19 protein-coding genes are annotated in these 21,711 nt (G+C 49.3%); 12 read left to right on the top strand and 7 right to left on the bottom strand.

Annotation, left to right across the window (positions count from 1 at the left end; translation table 11 throughout):
* Nucleotides 1-3 precede the first annotated feature (3 nt).
* The 9 genes from B5F34_RS06275 to B5F34_RS06230 all read left to right on the top strand — a co-directional run bounded on the left by B5F34_RS06275 (nt 4) and on the right by B5F34_RS06230 (nt 9,895).
* The gene (locus tag B5F34_RS06275; protein ID WP_087336220.1) at nt 4-1,140 is read left to right on the top strand and encodes an ABC transporter substrate-binding protein; all 1,137 of its coding nucleotides are present in this window, start codon (nt 4-6) and stop codon (nt 1,138-1,140) included.
* A gap of 8 nt (nt 1,141-1,148) precedes the next feature.
* Nucleotides 1,149-2,177 carry an iron ABC transporter permease gene (locus tag B5F34_RS06270; RefSeq protein WP_087336218.1) on the top strand — a complete coding sequence of 343 codons (1,029 nt, stop codon included), beginning with the start codon at nt 1,149-1,151 and terminating at the stop codon, nt 2,175-2,177.
* A 110-nt stretch (nt 2,178-2,287) separates the two neighbouring features.
* Complete coding sequence (locus B5F34_RS06265) at nt 2,288-2,464, top strand: DUF4250 domain-containing protein (RefSeq protein WP_087336216.1); 177 nt, start codon at nt 2,288-2,290, stop codon at nt 2,462-2,464.
* A 552-nt stretch (nt 2,465-3,016) separates the two neighbouring features.
* Nucleotides 3,017-3,592 carry a UpxY family transcription antiterminator gene (locus B5F34_RS06260; RefSeq protein ID WP_087336214.1) on the top strand — a complete coding sequence of 192 codons (576 nt, stop codon included), beginning with the start codon at nt 3,017-3,019 and terminating at the stop codon, nt 3,590-3,592.
* A gap of 56 nt (nt 3,593-3,648) precedes the next feature.
* On the top strand, nt 3,649-4,215 hold the full coding sequence (locus B5F34_RS06255; protein ID WP_087336212.1) for a helix-turn-helix domain-containing protein: 567 nt from the start codon (nt 3,649-3,651) through the stop codon (nt 4,213-4,215).
* 26 nt (nt 4,216-4,241) lie between these two features.
* Complete coding sequence (locus B5F34_RS17850) at nt 4,242-4,847, top strand: glycosyltransferase family A protein (RefSeq protein ID WP_239448838.1); 606 nt, start codon at nt 4,242-4,244, stop codon at nt 4,845-4,847.
* A gap of 514 nt (nt 4,848-5,361) precedes the next feature.
* Nucleotides 5,362-6,681: an undecaprenyl-phosphate glucose phosphotransferase gene (locus B5F34_RS06245; RefSeq protein ID WP_087336210.1), complete on the top strand. Its 1,320-nt coding sequence runs from the start codon at nt 5,362-5,364 to the stop codon at nt 6,679-6,681.
* Between the two features lie 40 nt (nt 6,682-6,721).
* Nucleotides 6,722-8,509: a hypothetical protein gene (locus tag B5F34_RS06240; RefSeq protein WP_140392968.1), complete on the top strand. Its 1,788-nt coding sequence runs from the start codon at nt 6,722-6,724 to the stop codon at nt 8,507-8,509.
* 462 nt (nt 8,510-8,971) lie between these two features.
* Nucleotides 8,972-9,895, top strand: coding sequence for an Rpn family recombination-promoting nuclease/putative transposase (locus B5F34_RS06230; RefSeq protein WP_087336199.1), 924 nt, complete (start codon nt 8,972-8,974; stop codon nt 9,893-9,895).
* Here the strand turns inward: B5F34_RS06230 and B5F34_RS06225 are convergent, their stop codons facing one another.
* From B5F34_RS06225 to B5F34_RS06195, 6 genes are all read right to left on the bottom strand, one after another.
* The gene (locus tag B5F34_RS06225; protein ID WP_087336196.1) at nt 9,896-10,597 is read right to left on the bottom strand and encodes a LytTR family DNA-binding domain-containing protein; all 702 of its coding nucleotides are present in this window, start codon (nt 10,595-10,597) and stop codon (nt 9,896-9,898) included.
* Complete coding sequence (locus tag B5F34_RS06220) at nt 10,594-11,658, bottom strand: sensor histidine kinase (protein WP_087336194.1); 1,065 nt, start codon at nt 11,656-11,658, stop codon at nt 10,594-10,596. Before B5F34_RS06220 ends, B5F34_RS06225 begins: the two co-directional genes overlap by 4 nt.
* 477 nt (nt 11,659-12,135) lie before the next feature.
* Nucleotides 12,136-13,356, bottom strand: a complete 1,221-nt coding sequence (locus B5F34_RS06210; RefSeq protein ID WP_087336193.1) for an ABC transporter permease — start codon at nt 13,354-13,356, stop codon at nt 12,136-12,138.
* A 135-nt stretch (nt 13,357-13,491) separates the two neighbouring features.
* Nucleotides 13,492-14,238: an ABC transporter ATP-binding protein gene (locus B5F34_RS06205; RefSeq protein WP_087336191.1), complete on the bottom strand. Its 747-nt coding sequence runs from the start codon at nt 14,236-14,238 to the stop codon at nt 13,492-13,494.
* 247 nt (nt 14,239-14,485) lie between these two features.
* Nucleotides 14,486-15,706, bottom strand: a complete 1,221-nt coding sequence (locus B5F34_RS06200; RefSeq protein WP_087336189.1) for an efflux RND transporter periplasmic adaptor subunit — start codon at nt 15,704-15,706, stop codon at nt 14,486-14,488.
* A gap of 99 nt (nt 15,707-15,805) precedes the next feature.
* Nucleotides 15,806-17,182, bottom strand: a complete 1,377-nt coding sequence (locus B5F34_RS06195) for a TolC family protein (RefSeq protein ID WP_087336346.1) — start codon at nt 17,180-17,182, stop codon at nt 15,806-15,808.
* 301 nt (nt 17,183-17,483) lie between these two features.
* On the opposite strand from B5F34_RS06195, the gene B5F34_RS06190 reads away from it, so the two are divergent.
* The 3 genes from B5F34_RS06190 to B5F34_RS06180 all read left to right on the top strand — a co-directional run bounded on the left by B5F34_RS06190 (nt 17,484) and on the right by B5F34_RS06180 (nt 20,515).
* Nucleotides 17,484-17,708, top strand: coding sequence for a DUF4492 domain-containing protein (locus tag B5F34_RS06190; RefSeq protein ID WP_087336188.1), 225 nt, complete (start codon nt 17,484-17,486; stop codon nt 17,706-17,708).
* Nucleotides 17,709-17,771: 63 nt separating this feature from the next.
* On the top strand, nt 17,772-19,322 hold the full coding sequence (locus B5F34_RS06185) for a cytochrome ubiquinol oxidase subunit I (RefSeq protein WP_087336185.1): 1,551 nt from the start codon (nt 17,772-17,774) through the stop codon (nt 19,320-19,322).
* Between the two features lie 47 nt (nt 19,323-19,369).
* Complete coding sequence (locus B5F34_RS06180; protein WP_087336183.1) at nt 19,370-20,515, top strand: cytochrome d ubiquinol oxidase subunit II; 1,146 nt, start codon at nt 19,370-19,372, stop codon at nt 20,513-20,515.
* A gap of 71 nt (nt 20,516-20,586) precedes the next feature.
* Here the strand turns inward: B5F34_RS06180 and B5F34_RS06175 are convergent, their stop codons facing one another.
* Nucleotides 20,587-21,261, bottom strand: a complete 675-nt coding sequence (locus tag B5F34_RS06175) for an OmpA family protein (RefSeq protein ID WP_087336181.1) — start codon at nt 21,259-21,261, stop codon at nt 20,587-20,589.
* Nucleotides 21,262-21,711 lie beyond the last annotated feature (450 nt).

Here is a 21,711-nt window from a genome sequence, read left to right as displayed (position 1 = left end):
AAAATGCGACATAGTTATTTATTTGTAATGTTAGGTTGGGCTTTGCTCTTCTCTGCCTGTGGCGGGAGGGGCAAAGCCTCTTTGCCGTTGTCTGGAGGAGATACGCTGGCCTTGCGTTATGCCGAGAATCTGACTCTGGTGGATTACGAAGATTACTCCATGGCAATCCTTCGCAATCCTTGGGACACATTGAAGACATTACACACCTATATACTTGTTTCTCGCGACAAGGCATTGCCGACTGATTTGCCCGAAGGGACAGTGGTGCGTGTGCCTCTTTCCAAATCACTGGTCTATTCGTCCGTACACTGCGGCTTGCTGGCCGATTTGGGGGTGGACGATGCCATCGGAGGGGTATGTGACTTGCGCTATATCAATCTTCCTTTTGTGCAAGAGGCCTGTGAACAGGGAACGGTGACCGATTGCGGTAGCGGCATGAATCCCGATATCGAACGGATTATTGAACTGCATCCCGATGCAATCCTGCTTTCTCCTTTCCAGAACAGCAATGGCTACGGCCGTATCGGGAAGTTGGATATTCCCATCGTAGAATGTGCGGATTATCTTGAAACCTCTGCGTTGGGGCGTGCCGAATGGATGAGGTTCTATGGGCGGCTGTTTGGTGTGGCAACCCGGGCGGACAGTTTATTTGCAGAGGTAGAGGAGCATTATCGGCAGTTAAAATTCAAGGCGTCTCTGTCATCTGTATCACTTTCCGTATTTGGCGATTTGAAGTATGGCTCTGTGTGGTATGTGCCCGGTGGGCGTAGTCCTATGGGACAGTTGTATGCTGATGCTTGTGGACGTTATGTCTTTGCAGGGCAGCAGACCAGTGGCTCCGTTCCCATGTCTTTTGAATCTGTACTCGACCAGGCCCGTGATGCAGATGTCTGGCTTATCAAATACAATAACGACCGGGATCTGACCTACTCTTCTCTTCAGGCCGATTATGCCGGTTATGCTGAATTTGAAGCATTCAGGCAGCGTAATATTTACGGCTGTAACACGATGCGGGTGAATTTCTACGAAGAGACTCCTTTCCATCCCGATTATTTGCTTTCCGATTTGATTCAGATTCTGCATCCTGAGTTGGGAGGTTTGGGTGGATTGCGCTATTTTTGCAAGCTGAAAGAAGAATAAAAAAGTGTATGGGCAAAGGAGGGAAATATGCTATTCTGCTGGGTGTGGGCATTGTGCTGCTGATGATGGCTAATCTTGCCATGGGCTCAGTTTCCATACCGGTGAGTGCTGTGTGGCAAATCTTGTCTGGTCATGCCGATGCTCATCCCAGTTGGAGTTTTATACTTTGGGAAGCTCGTTTGCCCCAGGCGTTGACAGCTTTGCTTTCTGGCAGTGCTTTGGCTGTTTGCGGATTGTTGCTTCAGACGGCTTTTCGGAATCCTTTGGCCGGTACTTCCATATTGGGTATCAACTCCGGTGCAGGGCTTGGAGTGGCTGTGGTTATGTTGTGCTTAGGTGGAAGTTTCACGGCGGGCAGTTTCAGTCTTTCCGGTTTCCTGGCTGTCCTGTTGGGCGCTTTTGCTGGAGCCATGTCTGTGATGGCTCTTATTTTATTCTTTTCTACCTTGATAAGAAGCAGCGTGATGTTACTCATTACCGGCATGATGGTAGGCTATTTGGCCTCTTCCGTGGTTTCGCTGCTCAATTTCAGTGCTACAGCCGAAGGAGTGCAGTCTTACATGGTATGGGGCATGGGACATTTCGGAGGCGTTTCCTTGCAGCAGATGCCCGCTTATGCCTCGGTAATATTATTGGGATTAGCCGGCACATTCCTGCTGATAAAGCCATTGAATGCTTTGCTGCTGGGCGAACGTTATGCCGAAAATCTGGGTGTGCGTGTCCGTAGGGTACGTCATGCCCTGTTAGTGGTTACGGGTCTTCTTACTGCTGTTACTACCGCCTTTTGCGGTCCAGTGCTTTTCCTTGATTTGGCTGTTCCCCATTTGGCACGTATGCTGCTGGGCACCGCCAATCATCGCACTCTTCTTCCTTTGACTGCCTTGACCGGTGGCGGGGTGGCACTCTTCTGCAATCTGTTGTGTGTGCCTCCCGTCCAGTTTGGTTTGATTCCTTTGAATGCGGTAACCCCCCTTATTGGTGCTCCGGTTGTCATTTATGTCATTATTGCCCAATATCGTTCCGGTGGTTTCCGTTGAGTTTTGGAGAGGTATAGTGTAAAATTGACAAATGTCAATCCGGTGTATATAGGAAAATCTCTACTTTTGCAGCGGTATTAGTTTTAACACAAATAAAAAGATTAGGAACTATGAATTTGCCTGAAGAGCCGATGATGCTTTATAGCTTCATCAATATGAAATTGCGTGATTCCTATCCTTCACTGGATGCACTTTGCGATGATTTGAATGTTCCAAAGGATGACATCGTTCGGAAACTCAAAGCTGTCGGTTTTGAATATAATCCGGACAAAAACAGATTCTGGTAAACGTTTGTTCAAAATTCTTTCACTGTCATTGTGGAGGTAATTGGATTGAGGTGCTGAGCAGTGTGTGGCATTTCGCTACATTCACTTCACTTGACTGAGAAAGTGTTTTTGTACAGACATTGAGCATTAGTAGAAGTCGACAACTCCTTTCAAACTTGTCGGAAGTAAAATTTTTAAAAACACGGATTTTGCTCATCTTATATGATAAGAGCGGAATCTGTGTTTTTATGTGTCTAAGAATGTTTGCTTCCTTAATATGAGGGCAGTCTACCACTTCGCTTTCTATACTTTTTCTACACTTGATTTTTGAAATCTGCCTCATTTTTTTAGTGTTAATATATCACAAATATTTTTTATAGTATATTTGCTTTCTTTGGAAAAGTGTACTTTGTAATATAACACAATGGGTTCTGTAGTATAAAATATAACTTGAACTTAAGTACTGTCCTTGAAGAAACGCAGATATTTCCGTACTTAATTCGTAAATATCTGATATATAAATATATGTATTGTATTTGAGGAGCCAGAAGTATATGTCTGATAATTCTTCTTATGTCAGAATTACTTAGCAATAGGTGGCCGGATAATTCGGATAATGACCTTTGTTGGTTTGCTATGAATGCTCCTTTCCGGAGAGAGTTGGATGCTCAAAAGCTGTTGGACGAAATGTCAATAGAAAGTTTTATTCCGATGGCTTATAAGGTTATCATGCGGAAAGGAAAGAAAAAACGCGAATGGTGTCCAGTTGTCAGTAACCTTATTTTTGTACATGCCACTCGGAAGTGCATTCAGGAGGTTAAAACTTACCGCATACCTTTTTTGCAATATCTCACCAAGTCAGATGAAGGTCGGAGTCTGCCTTTGGTTGTTCCAAACAACCAGATGGAGCAGTTCATGCGTGCCAGCCAGATAAAGAATGAAAAAATTGTTTACTTGACAGCTCATGAATTGGATCGTTTGGGAACAGGCGTTAGAGTCCGCATTTTGGGAGGTCCCTTCGATGGCATTGAAGGCGTTTTCCAGCGGGTTCAGGGGTGTCGAAGTAAGCGGGTAGTGGTGGTGCTTCAGGGAATATTGGCTATTGTTTTGTCTGAAATTTGTTTAGATTTGCTTGAAGTGCTCGAATAGAGTGCTGCGGGCAGAGAGAAAAATCTGCAGTCTTTATTTTTTGTTCTTTTCTACGTATGCTGGCGATTCTTGGATTACAGGCCATTATCATCATTATTTTGTTGGTGTACATAGGGCATGCATATAGTCAGATAAAACAATTGAGAAAAGCATTGGAAAGTGCTTCCGTTAGCTATTCTCTTGCCTCTTCCGTTTCCGGAACAATTCCGGGTAATGCTCCCTCGGAGGGGCCGGACTGTTTCCCAGAATCTTCGGCAAGTTCTTCTGGCATGTTCTCGGAAGATGAAGAATTGTTTGAGCATATCCATCAGACTATTTTGTCAGAGAAATTATTTTTGAATCCAGAGTTTTCCAGAGAGCATTTCTTACGTTTGGGATTGATTAACAAGAATAAGGCTGCTCAGTTGCTGCGGCAATATGCCCATACTAATTTTAACGGATACATCAATCATTTGCGGTTGGAGCATGCGTTGAATCTATTAGAACAGTGCCCGGACACTCCTATCAAGGCTGTGGCATACGAATCTGGGTTCAATAATGTCCGGACATTTTATCGGATTTTTGAGCAGGAGTATGGAAAAACTCCGACTCTATATAGAAATGAAATACTTAATCTTCGTTAGTCGGTTTGAGTTTATTAATAGTAAATATGGTTAAGATGAAGGCTGTAAATAATGGTCGCAATATGGGTGGAGAATTTCCGTTGGTCAGTGTCTTGATGCCTGCTTACAATGCGGAAGTCACTGTAGTAGAAGCTATGCAAAGTATACTATGGCAGACCTACCCGCATTTTGAGTTCATCATCATCAACGACGGTTCCACTGATGCTACTCGTGAGCGGATTCTATCCGTTTCTGATGCACGGATACGCTATTATGAAAACGAAGTCAACCAAGGATTAGTATATACGCTGAACCGCGGTATAGACCTGTGCCGTGGCAAGTATATCGCCCGCATGGATGCCGACGACATTTCATTGCCTACACGGTTTGAAAAGCAAGTGGAGGTGATGGAAAAATCGCCGAACATTATTGTTTGTGGGACGGAAGTTAGTCTCTTTGGTGATCTAGAGATTGTGAAAAAGGTTCCTGATAGGGCATATCGTTTTATTTCTGCTGAGGAGTTTCAAAAAAATCTTGTTTTAGAATCGGGCATTGCGCATCCGTCTGTTATGATGCGGAAAGCATATTGGATGAATATCACCTGCGTTATGATGCTGATTATCCTTGTGCGGAGGATTATAAATTTTGGATAGACTTGGTTTCCTATGGAGATTTTTACATTATTTCAGAAAGGTTGTTGCGGTATCGATTGTCGGCTACACAGATTAGTACATTTCATAGCCTACAGCAACAGGAAAGTTCTAAGAAATGTCGTTGGTTGTTTTTACAGAGGAATCTCAGTCCCGAAACCTTTTTATTGTTAAAGGAAAATATTGATTTAAAGGTGCTTAGAAGAGTACGGAAGGAGACGGACAATATTAAGATATGGGAAACTTTATACACATCGTTCTCAACATTCAGTTGGATGGATTGGCCCTATTCCATTTTGTCCGGTGATATATTCCGGCTGAAAAGATTTTGTTTCAGTAGTCTGGTGTTGAAACGATTTCACCCGTATCAGGGTACTCTGTTGTAACGAGAGCTTGTTATTCATCTATGCCTGCCAATTCACGTACAGCCAAAAGCCTGCAGAATGCCTGGGATGCACTCTTGTTCTATTGCCTTAACCCCCACTTCTAACTTGATGGTGGGGTTCTGTTTGAGTGGATGGACCGGATGCTGAGCGGGACGCTGTGGGAAAAAATGCAGAATCTTCCCAAAGCCCAGATTCTGTTTACCTTGATGTTGTGTTATCTGGTGTGTGCTATGAGGCAGACCGTTCTGGTGTATCGACGCTTGGTTTATGCTTTTCAGATAGTGACGAGTGTTTGTCGGAATGTCCTCTCTTATGCTATATTGGCGGGAGGCGTACTTGGTCTGGGAGGCTGTATCGATGTATGGTCTTATTTCTTTGTGGGGTATCTGCTGGTTTTATGGGTATGCCTGCTGACATTCCGTCTGGGATTCCGCTTTGCCATCAAACATCTCCGTTTACAAGGGAAAAACCGCAAGCTTGTTGTGTTGGTGGGACATTCGGACATTTGTCTCCGGCTTTATTACGAACTGACTTCTGAGGCATGGGCCGGTTATGATGTGGCGGGGTATTTCGGGCAGGAACCTAATCCGGATTTTCCTGATGAATGCCGTTTCTTGGGGAAGCCGTCGGATATCATCGCCTATTTGCAGACTCATCCTGGAGTGGAAGGATTATTCTGCAACCTGTCGTCTTCCGAGCGGGAGAGGGTGGTGGAACTTGTGAGTTATTGCGAGAACCATCTGGTACATTTTTACAGTGTGCCGGAGGTGCTTAGCTATATTCCCAATACCATGTATCTGGATCGGGTGGGGGGAGTGCCTTATCTGAGCCTGTATCGCGAGCCTTTAAGCCGGTTAGGCAACCAGGTGCTGAAGCGAGGGTTCGATATCGTGTTTTCGCTGGTTTTCCTATGTACTCTGTTTCCTGTGATCTGGCTGGTGGTAGCGATGGGGACCAAGTGTACGATGCCCGGTCCTGTGTTTTTCCGCCAGAAACGGACTGGGATAAACGATAAGGAATTTGTCTGCTATAAGTTTCGTAGCATGGTCGTAAACGACCGGAGTGATTTGGTACAGGCCAGACGGGATGACCCTCGCATTACTCCATGGGGGCGCTTTCTGAGGCAGACCAGTCTGGATGAAACACCTCAGTTCTTCAATGTGTTGCGGGGTGACATGAGTGTGGTGGGACCGCGTCCGCATATGCTGAAACATACGGAGCAATATTCTAGACTGATAAACCGGTATATGGTGCGTCACTATGTGAAGCCTGGCATTACGGGATGGAGTCAGGTGTCTGGTTACCGAGGGGAAACCCGGAAACTGGAGGACATGGAGAACCGAGTGCGGAATGATATATGGTATATTGAGCATTGGAGTTTTATGTTGGACTTGTATATCATTTATAAGACCGTTGCCAATCTTATACGGGGAGAGGCGAATGCTTATTGACAAGTGTTTATGTAACAAATATTTAAAACAAAAACAGAAAATGAGAAGATTAAGATTTTGTTTGACTGGTATGCTTCTGTTGCTGGTATGGAGCGGCAGGCTGCAGGCACAGACCGTGGAGCCCCAGACTGTCGAGGCAGATACTTTGCTTGACGAGATACCAGCATTGGCGCAGCCGACAGATGACCATTATCGGGTAGTTACTAACCGTTTCTGGGATAACTGGTTTGTGTTGGGAAGTGTAGGTTATCATGCTTTCCTGGGTGATTACGGCACGATAGGCGACTTCAAGGGAAAGTTGTCGCCCGATTTCAATGTGGGGCTTGGTAAATGGTTCACGCCGGGAATAGGTGTGAAGTTTCAGTTTGGTATAGGAAATTCCAGAGCTTACAGTGGTGAGGAAACCTATTTTACGCAGGGGGATCCGATGATAGATGAAAATGGTAATCCTTATTGGAAAACGAAATATAAATGGTGGGACCTGAACGCCAACGTGATGTTTAACCTTTCCCGTTTGTTCAAGGGGTATGAAGGCATCAATTCTGAGGGATTGATGAACCAGTTTATTCTGTCCATGGGTATCGGTACGCTGCATCATTATGGGATAGAGCAACAGCGTAATGAATGGTCCGGTCACCTGGAATTTCAATACAGCCGTTTTTTCACCAAAGCTAAGGCTGTTTCATTGGACTTAAAGGCTTATGTCACCTTGTACCAGACCAATTTTGATGCAGTGGTGCTGAAGGATAAATTGAAGAATAGCTATTGGTTTGATTTGGATGCCGGTTTCCGTGTCGGTTTGACCTACTATTTCAAGAGACGCGGATGGGAACGTTGCATCTCTTGTCCTGCTCCTGTCTACATCGTGAAAGAAGCTCCGGTGAATAACGCTATTATGACTTCCACTTGTCCGGAATATGGCGAATTTGTTTTTTATGTTTTCTTTCCCAATAACTATTCCGGTCGGGATGACGCTCCCATCATAGCCGATGATTCAGTAAATGCCATCGACTATTTAGCATCGGGTATTTTTACACAGAAAAAGTTTGCCGACGAGAAGGCTGTGGATGCCCGATTGGCCAGAGGTGGTCGGCTTTCAAACCTGGCTACGGAGGATGTGCCTACCAGCAAGGCGTATGAAGCAGCTGTAGGCGGTGATGTGACATTGGGTTATGAGATGTCCGATTCTCCTATATCTCTGCCTATGGATGCTGCTCATCTGAAGGAGTTTAATGATAAGATGGGCTATTACTATGCTCCTGTCTATGAGGGAAACAAAACATGGTATTACCGCGTGGATGAGGAGACGAGGACACAGAGTCTGTTGAGCGGGGACAATTATCGGGAAACCGCTTCATTCGGGCTGAATGCACACCGCGGGTTGGAAGTTGTCAAGAATCACATGCCTGCCGATCCCGAAGCCGACATATACAGCTTTGCCGATATTTATGCGGCAGTTGAGGGCAACGAGGGCTATGTAGCTACTTGTGCCGATTCGGCTACGGTGGAGAACATCCACCATATCCTGAAAGATGGACGTATATTGTATGTGCAGGCCGAGGGACTGGCTACCAGCCAGGACAACTATACCGGCCAGGATGCAGAGAACGTAGGGTTGGAACGCAATAAGACATTGGCTTATAACCGTGCCTACACGGTTATAAAGTGGCTGAAAGGCAATAAGAACTTCAGCAAGGTTGTAGGCAATAACTTTTCACTCAATGCGCTGACGGATCCGATTGCTACCGTGACAGACAAGAGCACGCGCGGATTGGATGCCAAGCTGAATCGTTGCGTAAAGGTAAAGGTCCACTACGTAATTGAATAAATATGGACTTCTTTCGTCGTGAGACGATTCGTCTTTCCCTTCCAGGTATGGGTGGGAAGGACCGTTTGTTTGTTTTGTTTGCGAGGGCACTCTTCCGGGTGCCCTCTTTCTCTGATAAGCTCTCCGCTACATTGGCTAAGGGAAGGGGAAAAGACTTTGTTGTGCATGAAAAAGTATTTGGATAATTCTGTGCCTGTCCCGGAATTGGGCAGATTGGTAGGCGAGGGGCGTGTTGTGACCGTGATGGTGCGCGGCAACAGCATGTTGCCATGGACGCGATGCTGTGACGTTAAGGCGTTACTGGCCGGCAGACTGTCGGTGTATAATAGAGAGCCTTTGGCAGGAAAAGTACCTGGCTATTCAGCCTTTTTTTATTGTTTATAAGGCAGATTCCGTTTTTCTTCCTATTTTTGTAACCACATAACCCATATATATAACCCTTGTAGCATTGGAGGAATCCTTATGAGATACTTGAATCCTAAAGCCGACCTTACCTTTAAGAAAGTATTCGGTGAACATCCCGACCTTGTCAGAAGTCTGCTCAACGCCTTGTTGCCGTTTGAGAAACCGGAAGACGAGATAGAGGAGATTGAATACTTGGTGCCTGAGCTGGTTCCAGAAACCCCGCTCAAGAAAAACAGCATCGTTGATGTGCGTTGCAGAGACAAGGTCGGCCGCCAGTTCATCGTCGAGATGCAGATGCTGTGGTCATCGGCTTTTATGCAGCGTGTTCTTTTCAATGCTTCCAAGGCCTACGTCCGTCAGTTGGGCAGCAATATCAAATATGAATTGCTGCAGCCCGTTTATTCCTTAAGTTTGGTGAATGATATTTTTGCCCCCGACTTGAAGGAGTATTATCATGACTATCGCATTGTTCAGGTGGAGCATACGGATAAGGTGATAGAGGGACTCCGCTTCATTTTTGTAGAATTGCCTAAGTTTACTCCTCATACTTATAACGATCGGCGTATGCAGGTTTTGTGGTTGCGTTATCTTACGGAAATCGACGAACAGACCCGTCAGGTGCCTCAAGAATTATTGGATAATCCGGATATTAAGAAAGCCGTGACTCAGATAGAAGAGTCTGCTTTCAACGATGCGCAGTTGTTGTGGTATGATGATTTCTGGGATGCAGTGAGGGTTGAAAAGACCTTAGTGAGCGATGCGTTGACTGAAGGACATGCTAAAGGTTTGGCAGAAGGCCGTGCCAAAGGTTTGGCAGAAGGTCGTGCAGAAGGTCGTGCGGAAGGTCGTGCGGAAGGTCGTGCGGAAGGTCGTGCGGAGGGTTTACAGGAAACCGCACGTAAGATGAAGGAGATGGGTATAAGTATAGACGTTATTTCGCAAGTGACAGGGCTTACTCTGCGTGAGATAGAGGAACTTTAGTCAGCTTCTTTTCTCCAGATAGTCCTGAAACGTCTGTTTGTAGCTGTCGCTGATGGGAATGTAGGTCTTGCCAAAGACAATGCGCCCGCGGTCGATGATGCGTATTTTGTCCTTGCGCACAATGTATGAACGGTGTATGCGCATGAATTGCGAGGAAGGCAGCAGGTCTTCCATCGCTTTCATACTCATTAGTGACAGCACGGGCTTGGGGTTGTCTTCTTCGTAGATTTTGATGTAATCTTTCAGGCCTTCCACATAAAGTATGTTCTTTAGTTTTATCTGAACCAGCTTGTATTCGCTTTTGACGAAGATGCTGTCTATTTCGTCCTGAGGGGGGGAGCGGTGCATCAGCTCATGTTGGTGCAGGGCTTTGTTGGCGGCTTGTAGGAAGTCGGGGTAAGAGATGGGCTTTAGCAGATAGTCAAGAGCATTTACCTTGTAGCCGTCGATGGCATATTGGTCGAAGGCGGTAGTAAAGATAATGCGGGTTTCAGGAGAAAGCATACGCGAGAATTCCAAGCCGTTCAGTTCGGGCATCTGAATGTCCAGGAATATCACGTCAGTCTGTTGGTCGGCCAGTTCTTTCATGGCTTGTACAGCACTGGAGTATTTGCCAGCCAATTCCAGGAACGGGGTCTTTTTGACATAACTCTCCAGAAGGTCCAAAGCCAGAGGTTCATCATCTACAATAACGCACTTCATAATGTCTTGATGGTTAGTTGTGAATAGTATTCTTTCTTATCTTCACTGATACCTTGTTTCCAAGAATATCGGCCGGGGTAGGAGAGGTCCAGACGTTTCTGTACCTGTTCCAGCCCGATGCCACTTCCGCTTTTGTCGGTCTGTGTCTTGGGGTGATAGCTGTTGGTGATATGGCAGCTTATCTCTCCGGGACTTTCGCTGAAGCAGATGCGGATGAAGCTTGGCTCAGTGGGGGATATGCCGTGCTTGAAAGCATTCTCTATCAGCGAAATGAAGATGAGCGGTGCTATTTCGGTGCGGCTGTCCGGACGGATGTCGAAGTGGGTTTCCACATTGACATTGGCTGCCAGGCGGATACGCATCAGTTCGATGTAATTGCCGATGAAATCTATTTCCTTGTCCAGGGTGACAGTCTTCTGTTGATTCTCGTAAAGTACGTAGCGCAACAGGCGGCTCAGTTCCTGCACGGCTGTCTGTGCCTTGTCGGTGTCGAAAGCGATGAGGGCATAGATGTTGTTCAGCGTGTTGAGCAGAAAGTGCGGGTTCAGTTGGTTGCGCAGATTCTTCAGTTCGGCTTCCGTACGGCTTTTCTCGGCTTCACGGCGGGCATCTTCAATCTTTATCCATCGCTTACTCAACCGGATGGCTGTGCTCAAGCCTACGGTAAGCACCATGGAGAAGGCATCACGCAGGAGGAAAAGCCACTTGGGCGGTCCGATGTGGAACGGCTGGTCGGGTCTCTCCGGCAGTTGGTGGCGGAACGTGTATTCCTGCCAGAGGTGCGAACCGAATGCCAGGCAGGCAATCAGCAGTATGTTTATCAGAATATACTCTTTCGTCCGTCCACCGAAGAGATAGCGGGGGATAAGAAAGAGGTAGTTGGTATAGAACACGATGAGGAACGACAACGGTACGATGCTGCCATGACGCAGGTAGTCTTCCCAGGTGAGATTGACTCCGCTGCGACTCATCATCAGGTAGGGGAAGCCGAAGACGATGCCCCATCCGATGACATGAATGACGGCCTCGATGTAGCGAGGATGTGTGTTGGTCTGTTTCATACGGCAAAGATAGTGATTTATTAGCTACGAGCTACGAGTTACGAGCTACAAGTTATTAGCTACGAGCTACGAGTTACGAGCCACAGTTACGAGCTACGAGTTACGAGCTACGAGTTACGAGTTACGAGCTACGAGTTACAAGTTACGAGCTACAAGCTACAAGTTACGAGCTACAAGTTACGAGCTACGAGTTACGAGCTACGAGTTACGAGCTACGAGTTACGAGCTACGAGTTACGAGCTACGAGCTACGAGCTACGAGCTACGAGTTACGAGCTACGAGTTACGAGCTACGAGTTACGAGCTACAAGTTACGAGTTATGAGTTATGAGCTACGAGTTACGAGCTACAAGTTATTAGCTACAAGCTACAAGCTACGAGCTACGGGTTACAAGTTTTATGAATTACGCGCTGCCAATGGCTGTGCACTGCGAGCTAAAACACTATACTCGTAGCTCGTAGCTTGTAGCTCGTAACTTTATTCATATCGTATGGCTTCAATCGGGTCGAGGTCGGCAGCCTTCTTGGCAGGATACCAGCCGAAGAACACGCCGGTGACGGTGCAGACGGCGAACGACAGGAATACGCTCCATGCCTGGATGTAGATGGGCCAATGGGCCACGTTCTTTACGATGAACGAAGCTCCACAACCGATGAGCACACCTATCAGACCGCCCGTGATGCTGATGAGGATAGCCTCGATAAGAAACTGTGCCAGGATGTCCACACCGCGGGCGCCGACCGACATGCGCAGGCCGATTTCGCGGGTACGTTCGGTGACGGAGACGTACATGATGTTCATAATACCGATACCGCCCACCACGAGCGAGATGCCGGCGATACAAGCCAGCAGCGTGGTCATCAGGTCGGTGGTGCTGTTCAGCATCGAACTGAGTTCCTGCTGCGAGCGGATGGTAAAGTCGTCTTCGTCCGAAGCCTGGAGCTTGTGGTTGCGGCGCAGGATGGTGGTGATTTCCTCCGTGGCATAGTCTGTCATATCTTCGCTGAGGGCAGAGGCGAAGACGCCCTCCAGATAAGTTTGGGCCAGCAGACGCTTCATCACCGTGGTATAGGGGGCGAGGACAATGTCGTCCTGGTCCTGACCCATGGAGTTGTAGCCTTTGGACTTGAGGATGCCCACTACGCGGAAAGGTACCTGGTTGAAGCGGATGACCTTACCGATGGGGTCCTGCCCGTCGGGGAAGAGGTTGTCGACGATGGTCTGTCCGATGACGCAAACCTTGGCCGATACCTGTATGTCGGCTTCGGTGAACATCTCGCCTTGCTCGACGGACAGCTGTCGTATCTCCAGGTATTCCGTGCCCACACCGCTGATGCTGGAAGGATAGTTGTTGTTGCCGGCGATGAGCTGTCCGCTACTGCTGACGTTGGGGCTGACGGCAGCCAGGAAGTTGGTTTCATCGCGCAGCGATTCGTAGTCGGTCAGTTTCAGCGTCTGCATTTCGCTGGGGTCCATACGGACACCGCCGCGTCGTTCGCCGCCGGGATGTATCATGATGATGTTCGAGCCCATCTCCGATATCTGTGCCTGGATGCTCTTCTTCGAGCCTTGGCCGATGGCCAGCATGGTGATGACCGAGGCCACGCCGATGATGATACCCAGCATGGTGAGGAAGGCGCGCAGCTTGTTGTTGGACAAAGCGCGCAGGGCTATCTTGAATAAGTTGGTTCCGTTCATAGTCTGTTATAAATTGAAAATTGAGGATTGAGAATTAATAATTAATAAATTGAGAAATATGAATGGGCGTGCAGGTACATTCTTCATTTCTTTCGCTCTTATTTTTTAATTCTTCATTCTCAATTCTTAATTGATTTAGTCGTCAATGTTCTTCGGCAGCGCGGCCAATGCCTCCCGGGCCGAGAGGATTTGGGAGTTCTGCTTGTCTTCGATGACGTGCCCGTCGCGCAGTCGGATGTTGCGGCTGCTGTATTGGGCGATTTCGGGGTTGTGTGTCACGAAGATGATAGTGCGTCCCTCCTGGTGCAGCTTCTGGAAGAGGACAAGTATCTCGAAAGACGTGCGCGTGTCGAGGTTACCCGTAGCTTCGTCGGCCAAGATGACTGCCGGGTTGTTCACTAAGGCGCGGGCGATGGCCACACGCTGCATCTGTCCGCCGGACATCTGGTTGGACTTGTGCTCCAGACGGTCGCCCAGCCCCACGGCCACCAGAGCATCGATGGCGCGTCGGCGGCGTTCGGCAGCGCTGACGGCGGGATTGTACATCAGGGGAAGCTCGACGTTCTCTACGGCCGTGGTTTTGGGCAGAAGGTTGTAATTCTGGAAGACGAAGCCTATCTTGCGGTTGCGTAGGATGGCGCGCTGGGGTTTCGACATGGTGCGCACGCTGGTGCCGTCCAGCAGGTATTCGCCGCTGGTGGGGGTGTCCAGACAGCCCAGGATGTTGAGCAAGGTAGACTTGCCCGAACCGGAGGTACCCATGATGGTGACGAACTCACCTTCGCAGATGGAGAACGAGACACCGCGTAGGGCGTGTACCGTTTCGTCGCCGACCTGGAAGTTGCGGCGGATATCGTGAAGTTCGATGACTGTTTTGTTCATACTTTCTTTCTGTCTATATATATAAAAAGGTGTGCCAGTAGATAACCGCTGTCTCAAGGGCAGGCTTTACTGAGAGGTTTGGAGGATATTTTGTTGGTAAACAGCCTTTTGCTTCTTGTTGCTTAGAGACTTACTGCCAAGGGACTGGAAGCTTGCTCCTTAGCACTTGGAAGTTTGTCTCTAAGCACTTGGAAGTTTCGGGCTGCAAGTCGTCCGCTGCAGCCGGCCTGCCCGGCATCGCCGGTTACTACTCTTTTTCTTTCTTCTCCTTGTCGCTTCCCGGAGGACCCGGCATGAAGGGGCTGCGTTCGCCACTTGATGCAGTCTCGGCCTTGGAGGGGGTGCCTCCAAATTCGGCATCGGCTACAACGGTTGTCCCTTCGCTGATTCCACCGAGTATTTCGGTGTAAGTACCGTTGGAGATACCCGTCTGTACGGCGTGGGCAGTGAAAGTGTTGCCCTCTTTTGTCCAGAGCTTATGCTCGCCTTCGCAGTCTGTCACCACTGCTTCCTTTCCCACGATGGGCGTGGCAGGGGTAAAGCGCAGAGCTTTGGTGGGCACTGCCAGCACGCCGGGCTTGTCTAAGGTGTAGATGTTGATGTTAGCCGTCAGCCGCGGTTTCAGTTTCAGGTCGGGGTTGGGGGCAGAGATGACTACCTCGTAGGTGACCACCGTACTGCTGCTGGACGAGGACGATGCGTCTTCGCTCGATTCGCCCAAGCGCACCTGTGTCACTTGTCCTGCGAAGGTCTGGCCGGGATAAGCATCAACAGTGAACTCCACGCGCTGGCCTTCCTGCACGCCGCCTATGTCAGCCTCGTCCACATCGGCCACTACCTGCATCTGCGTCAGGTCGGCAGCGATGGTGAAGAGTGTAGGTGTTTCGAATCCCGAAGCCACCGTCTGTCCTTCTTCCACGTCCTTGCTGATGACAATGCCGTCGATGGGCGCGGTAATGGTGGCATACGACAGGTCGCGCTCGGCACGCTGTAAGGCGGCTTTGCTGCTGTCGAAATTACTCTTGGCGTTGAGGTAGTTGTAGCGGCTCTCCTCGAAGTCTGTGTCGCTGATGAGATTCTTCTCGTGCAACGTTTGGTTGCGCTTGTACAGACTTTCCTGGTATTCGTAAGCCGCCTTGGCTCCATCATACGTGGCCTGTGCTGATGCCAGGTCACTTTCCAGCGTTACCTTGTCCATCTCGGCGATGAGCTGTCCCTGCTTCACCACCGTGTTGTAGTCTACGTAGATTTTGTCGATGATGCCGCTCACCTGCGTACCCACTTCGACTTCGGTGACGGGCTCGATGCTTCCGGTGGCGGTGACAAAATCGGCTATGTCTTGCCGTCCCACCACGGCTGTTTCGTACTTGACCTCCTGCTTTTTGGCTCCACCGGACAGTGCCCAGACGGCTGCGCCTGCCACCACGATGACGACGGTGGCACTGAGGATGATTTTCTTTTTGTTCATATCGGTTGTTGATTTGTTAATGTTCTGTTTTTAGTTACGAGTTACGGGCTATAAGCTACAAGCGGCTTCGCACGGCAACGGACTCGTGGCTCGTAGCTCTTACAATTCCATGACCTCTCCCTGGTAGAAACGCAGCAGTCCGGCGTTGAGCAGAGCCATATACTTGGCCTGTAGCAGCGATTGCTGTGCGTTGAGCAGGTTGTTCTTCTCCGTCAGCAGTTCCACGGTGTTCTTCATGCCCAGGTTGAACTGTTCGCTGACGAGTTCGTAGCTGGTTTGCGAACTTTTTACCTGCTGCAGGGCAGCTTCGTATTGTTGCTGTGCGCTGTGTGCATCGAGCCAGTAGCTCTCGATGGTGCGGTACAACTCTTTCTGGCTGTCCACCAGGTCCAGTTGGCTGGTCTGCTTCTGTAGCTTGGCCTTGTTGACAGCACTTTTCGTTTGCCTCCGGTCGAAGATAGGAATGCTCAATGTTACGCCCAGCGAATTGTTCCAGTTCTGTTTGATTTGCTCGCTGAAGGTGAAGTCGCTGCCGTTGGCGTTGTTGCTTCCGATACCCGCCGTCAGGCTGATGCTTGGGATGTATCCGGCACGTGCCACTTTGATGTCCAGTTCGGCCGCTTCGATGTTCAGGCGTCCCGACTCGATTTCAGGCCGGATTGACAGGGCGGTGCGGTAGACGTCATTTTTCTGCGGCAGAGGGCTGAGCACGTCGGTGTTATCCAGTTCCGGCATGTCCAGTTGCATCTCATATTCTCCGTCCAGTTCCAGCAACTGCTTCAGTTGCAGACGGTAGTCCTGTAGCGTGGCTTGTGCAGTCACCACCTGGTAGTTGTCGTTGCTTACCTGCGCTTCTAATTGGGCGAGGTCGGCGGCAGAAAGGCTTCCCGCCTCGTGCAGTTGTTTTCCCCGTTCATAAGTGGCTTGGCTCACCTCCAGTGTTCCCTGATTCACCTTTACCGCTTCGGCAGCATAGAGTATCTGCATATAGAGTTGCATGATATTCTCCTGTATGCTGTTTGCACTCTCAACCACGTTCAGTTCGGCGATGCGTTTGTTCAGCTTCTGTTGCTTGATGCCGTTTATCCGGCTTCCTCCGTTGTACAGAGTCCAACTGGCATCGATGCCATACGCGCCGTTGTACGATGTCTTGCTTTCGCTCGTCGTGATGTTGTCGCCGCTGATGATGGTTCCGTTGTTGGTGTTCGGCCGGTTCACGATACGTTGGCTAACGCTTCCACTCAGGCTGGGAAACCACTCTGCCTTGGCCGTTTTGAGGTCTTCTTCGGTGCTTTGTGCGCTGATGCGGTTGCGCTGGATGGTGATGTTGTGTTGCAGGGCATAGTCGATGCATGTCTGCAAATTCCACCGTTCGGGCAGGCTGTCGGCCGCCGTTTCCGCGATGTCCTGGGCCCATAGTGCGGTGCATCCCAAGGCGCAACAGGCGCTTGCAATCAATCTTTTTACCTTTTTCATACTCTTCGTCTGGTTACTTGTTATTCTGTGTGCAAAATAAACCAATGTCTGTTTGGCATGCAAAAGCGTTGGACGTTGGGCCGTTTTTTCTCGTCTATTTCCTCTTTTCTGTCGATAAACGCGGTTGGTGCATACCGTTTTCTCCGCAGTTGGTAGCCTGTAAGTGGTGTATATGGAGGCATTGGTACAGGTCCAAATGCGTTTTTCAGGGGTGTCTCCTGCGATTTGCTGCCATTTTGTTTGGCAGATAATCAAAGGAACGATATATTTGTAATCGTTATAAAAATGACCTTGACCAATTATGATGCAGACCGTGACAAACATCTGGCGTTTTTATCGCGACGGTTTCCGGGCCATGACCTGGGGGCGCGTGCTGTGGCTTATTATCCTGCTGAAGCTGTTCATTATTTTCGTTGTCCTGAAACTCTTCTTCTTTCCCGATTTTATCGGAGAACGGGCCGGGCAGTTGGAGGAAGACGAGTTTGTGAGCCGCGAACTGATAGAACGCGGGATTCCTGCCCCATGACAGCTGTGACTTTCCTCTCTATTCCTTAGTAGATAAAATCTATAATTAAAAACAGATATTCGTATGGTAGAACACATTGACACTTCTCTGATTGACTGGTCGCGGGCGCAGTTTGCCCTGACGGCCATTTATCACTGGATTTTTGTGCCGCTGACCTTAGGTTTGGCGGTGATTATGGGCCTGATGGAAACGATTTACTATCGCACGGGCAATGTTTTCTGGAAACGCACGGTCCGGTTCTGGATGAAGCTTTTCGGCATTAACTTTGCTATCGGCGTGGCTACGGGTCTTATCTTGGAGTTTGAATTCGGAACCAACTGGAGCAATTACTCGTGGTTTGTGGGCGATATTTTCGGCGCGCCGTTGGCCATTGAGGGTATTCTTGCTTTCTTCATGGAAGCGACGTTCATTGCCGTGATGTTTTTCGGCTGGAACAAGGTAAGCCGTGGTTTTCACCTGGCCTCTACGTGGCTGACAGGGCTGGGAGCTACTATTTCTGCCTGGTGGATTCTGGTGGCCAATGCTTGGATGCAGTATCCCGTAGGCATGGAGTTCAACCCCGACACCGCCCGCAATGAAATGGTTGATTTCCTGGCTGTGGCCACTTCGCCTATGGCAGTCAACAAGTTCTTCCATACCGTGCTTTCCGGTTGGGTGCTGGGTGCCATCTTCGTAGTAGGTGTCAGTTGCTGGTATCTGTGGAAGAGGCGCGATAAGCAATTCTCTCTGGCCAGTGTCAAAGTCGCTGCGTGGGTAGGATTGGTAGCTGCCGTGCTTTCTGCCTGGACGGGTGACGGTTCTGCCTACCAGGTGGCACAGAAGCAACCCATGAAGCTGGCTGCCATGGAAGGTTACTACGATGGACAGGAAGGAGCAGGTCTGGTGGCTTTCGGCATCTTGAATCCGTCGAAGCAGACGCCCGATGATGGAGTAGACCCCTTCTTGATGCGCATCGAGATACCCAAGATGCTTTCTCTGCTGGGTGAGCGTGACGCCAATGCTTTCGTGCCCGGCATCAACGACCTGCTGGACGGAGGCTACAGACTGAAAGACGGTTCTACGGCTCTCTCTGCCGAAGAAAAGATTGCCCGCGGCCAGGCTGCCATCACTGCCTTTGCCGACTATCGTACCGCCAAAGCCGAAGGCGATGAAGTCAAAGCGCAGGAGGCTGCCCGGGTGCTGAAAGAGAATATGCCTTACTTCGGTTATGGCTATGTCAAGCATGTCAACGATTTGGTGCCTGACGTGCCGCTGACATTCTACATGTTCCGCGTTATGGTGATGCTGGGCGGATATTTTATCCTTTTCTTCCTTGTCCTGTTGTTCCTGGTTTATAAGCGCGACCTCTCGAAGGTGCGCTGGATGCATCTGGTAGCCATGTGGACCATCCCCTTGGGATATATTGCCGGACAGGCAGGCTGGGCCGTGGCCGAATGTGGCCGTCAGCCGTGGGCCATTCAGGATATGCTGCCTGTGTCTGCCGCCATCTCCAAGCTGGAGGTCGGTTCTGTGCAGACCACCTTCTTCCTGTTCCTGTTACTCTTCACCGTCCTGCTCATTGCCGAGATTGGCATTATGCTGAAGGCTATCCGAAAAGGAGTGGAGTACAATTAATCATTGATTATTAATCATTGAACATTAACCATTGAACATTATCATTTATGAGCTATAGTTTCCTTCAACATTATTGGTGGTTTATCGTTTCCTTGTTGGGAGCGATTCTGGTATTCCTGCTTTTTGTGCAGGGAGGCAATTCCCTCTTGTATTGCTTAGGTAAGACTGAGCAGCAACGCAGGCTGATTATGAACTCTACGGGGCGTAAATGGGAGTTTACGTTTACCACGCTTGTCACCTTCGGCGGTGGTTTCTTCGCTTCGTTTCCTTTGTTTTACAGCACCAGCTTCGGCGGGGCGTACTGGTTGTGGATGATTATCCTCTTCACTTTCGTGCTGCAGGCCGTCAGCTATGAGTTCCAGTCGAAAGCGGGCAACTTGTTGGGGCAGAAGACGTATCGTGCCTTCTTGATTCTGAATGGTGTGGTGGGTCCTGTGCTGCTGGGTGGCGCCGTGGCTACGTTCTTCACCGGCTCGGCTTTCTACGTGGATAAGGGCAATCTGACAGAGGCCATGCCTGTCATCAGCCATTGGGCCAACAACTGGCACGGGCTGGATGCGCTGGGCAATGTGTGGAACGTCATCCTCGGTCTGGCGGTGTTCTTCCTTTCCCGCATTCTCGGTGCCCTCTACTTTATTAATAATATAGACGATTCCGACCTCGTGGCGCGCAGTCGCCGGGCGTTGTGGGGCAATACGGTGTTGTTCCTCGTGTTCTTCCTGGCTTTCTTGGTGCGCACGCTGGTGGCCGACGGCTTTGCGGTGAATCCGGAAACGGGCGAGATTTATATGGAGCCATACAAATATCTGAACAACTTCCTGGCCATGCCGCTTGTGCTCATTGTCTTTCTCTTGGGCGTGGCAGGTGTGCTGTGGGGCATCGTCCGTACGCTATGGAAGCCCGCGTTCGACAAGGGTATCTGGTTTGCCGGTATTGGCACGGTGCTGACGGTGTTGGCCTTGCTGCTCGTGGCCGGATACAATAACACGGCTTATTATCCTTCCAACGTGGATTTGCAAAGTTCGCTGACGTTGACCAACAGCTGTTCCAGTGAGTTTACGTTGAAGACAATGGCCTACGTTTCCATCCTCGTTCCGTTCGTGTTGGCGTACATCATCTACGCCTGGCGCAGCATCAACAACCGGAAGATGGACACGCAGGAGTTGGAAGAGAAGGGCGAACATGCTTATTAAACTCCTGTTGGCAGTAAAAGAAAAAGGCGCGGAATCCGCGCCTTTTATTATTGTCCTTTGGGTGATGAGGTTCAGCTCTGCGCCTCTGCCTGCTGAATCATCTCTTCGCTGGCATACATATAGACCTCTACGCGGCGGTTTTCGGCGGCTGTTTTGGTCTCGTCGTATTCATCATAGGCCACGCCCTTCACTTCCTTGAACTGTTTGGGCGATACGCCGCAGTCCTGCAGGTAGTTCTCTACGTTGTAGGCACGTTCTTTCGAGAACTTCATGTTCACTTCATACGTGCCGGCCTTGTCCGTATGGCCGATGATGGCGATGTCTGTCGTGGGGTCTTCACGCAAGATTTCGGCCAGTTCGCGCAGGGCAGCTTTCGCTTCGTTGCTCAGGGCGGTAGAGTTGAAATCGAACAGCACGTTGTCGCCGAAAGTCACCTTCACGGCTGCCAGTCCGTTGTTGTCCGTCACCTGTTCTACCTGTGCCTCTTCGATTTGGGCGGCAGCTTCCGCCTTCTTGTCCATTTTCTTGCCGATGATGACACCCGCACCTGCACCTACTGCCGCCCCGATGGCCGCGCCGATGCCGGCACCCTTGCCTTTGCCAATCAGTCCACCGATAACGGCTCCTGCCGTAGCTCCCGTACCCGTACCGATGATACCGCCTTTGGCAGTGTTGTTCAACGTGCCGCAGCCCGACAGAAGCAGACCGCCGCAAAGCATGAGTGCTGTAAGTTTCATTTTATCCATAGTCGTTCGCATTTAGAGTTTCTTGATGCAAATGTAACATCCATTGCCTGAATATGGTTTTCTTTTCTCGTATTTTTAGGGAATTTTGCCTATTTTGCCCGACATTTTCCCTTATATATAAGCAGTCCGCTGCTTATCGCTTTGCAGTCTGCTGCTTATCGCTCTGACATTTGCTTCGAAGAGGTTATGGGGATGACCGGTGTGAGGATAGGCGTCGGTGTTGCCTGATAAAAAATTTAAATCACCTCTTCTGTAAGGTTATAACAGGGCGTGTATTTGTTTTTCTTGTTCATCTTGTTTATTTTTGCAAAATCAATAAAGAGCCTGTTAGCTTTACTTTGGGGGCAGTCTTTGGGCGGGAGTCTTTTCCTGGTTTTCCTGATAGGGTCGGCTGGTAGTGTGTCTTGCACTTGGGGTGGCAATGAAGGATTGTCCTTTGAGAAACTCTCA

Origin of the sequence: Mediterranea sp. An20, assembly GCF_002160055.1 — a bacterium.
Classification (GTDB): domain Bacteria; phylum Bacteroidota; class Bacteroidia; order Bacteroidales; family Bacteroidaceae; genus Bacteroides; species Bacteroides avicola.
The sequence above is the reverse complement of the archived record's forward strand: the minus strand, read 5'-3'. Positions and strand labels throughout refer to the sequence as shown.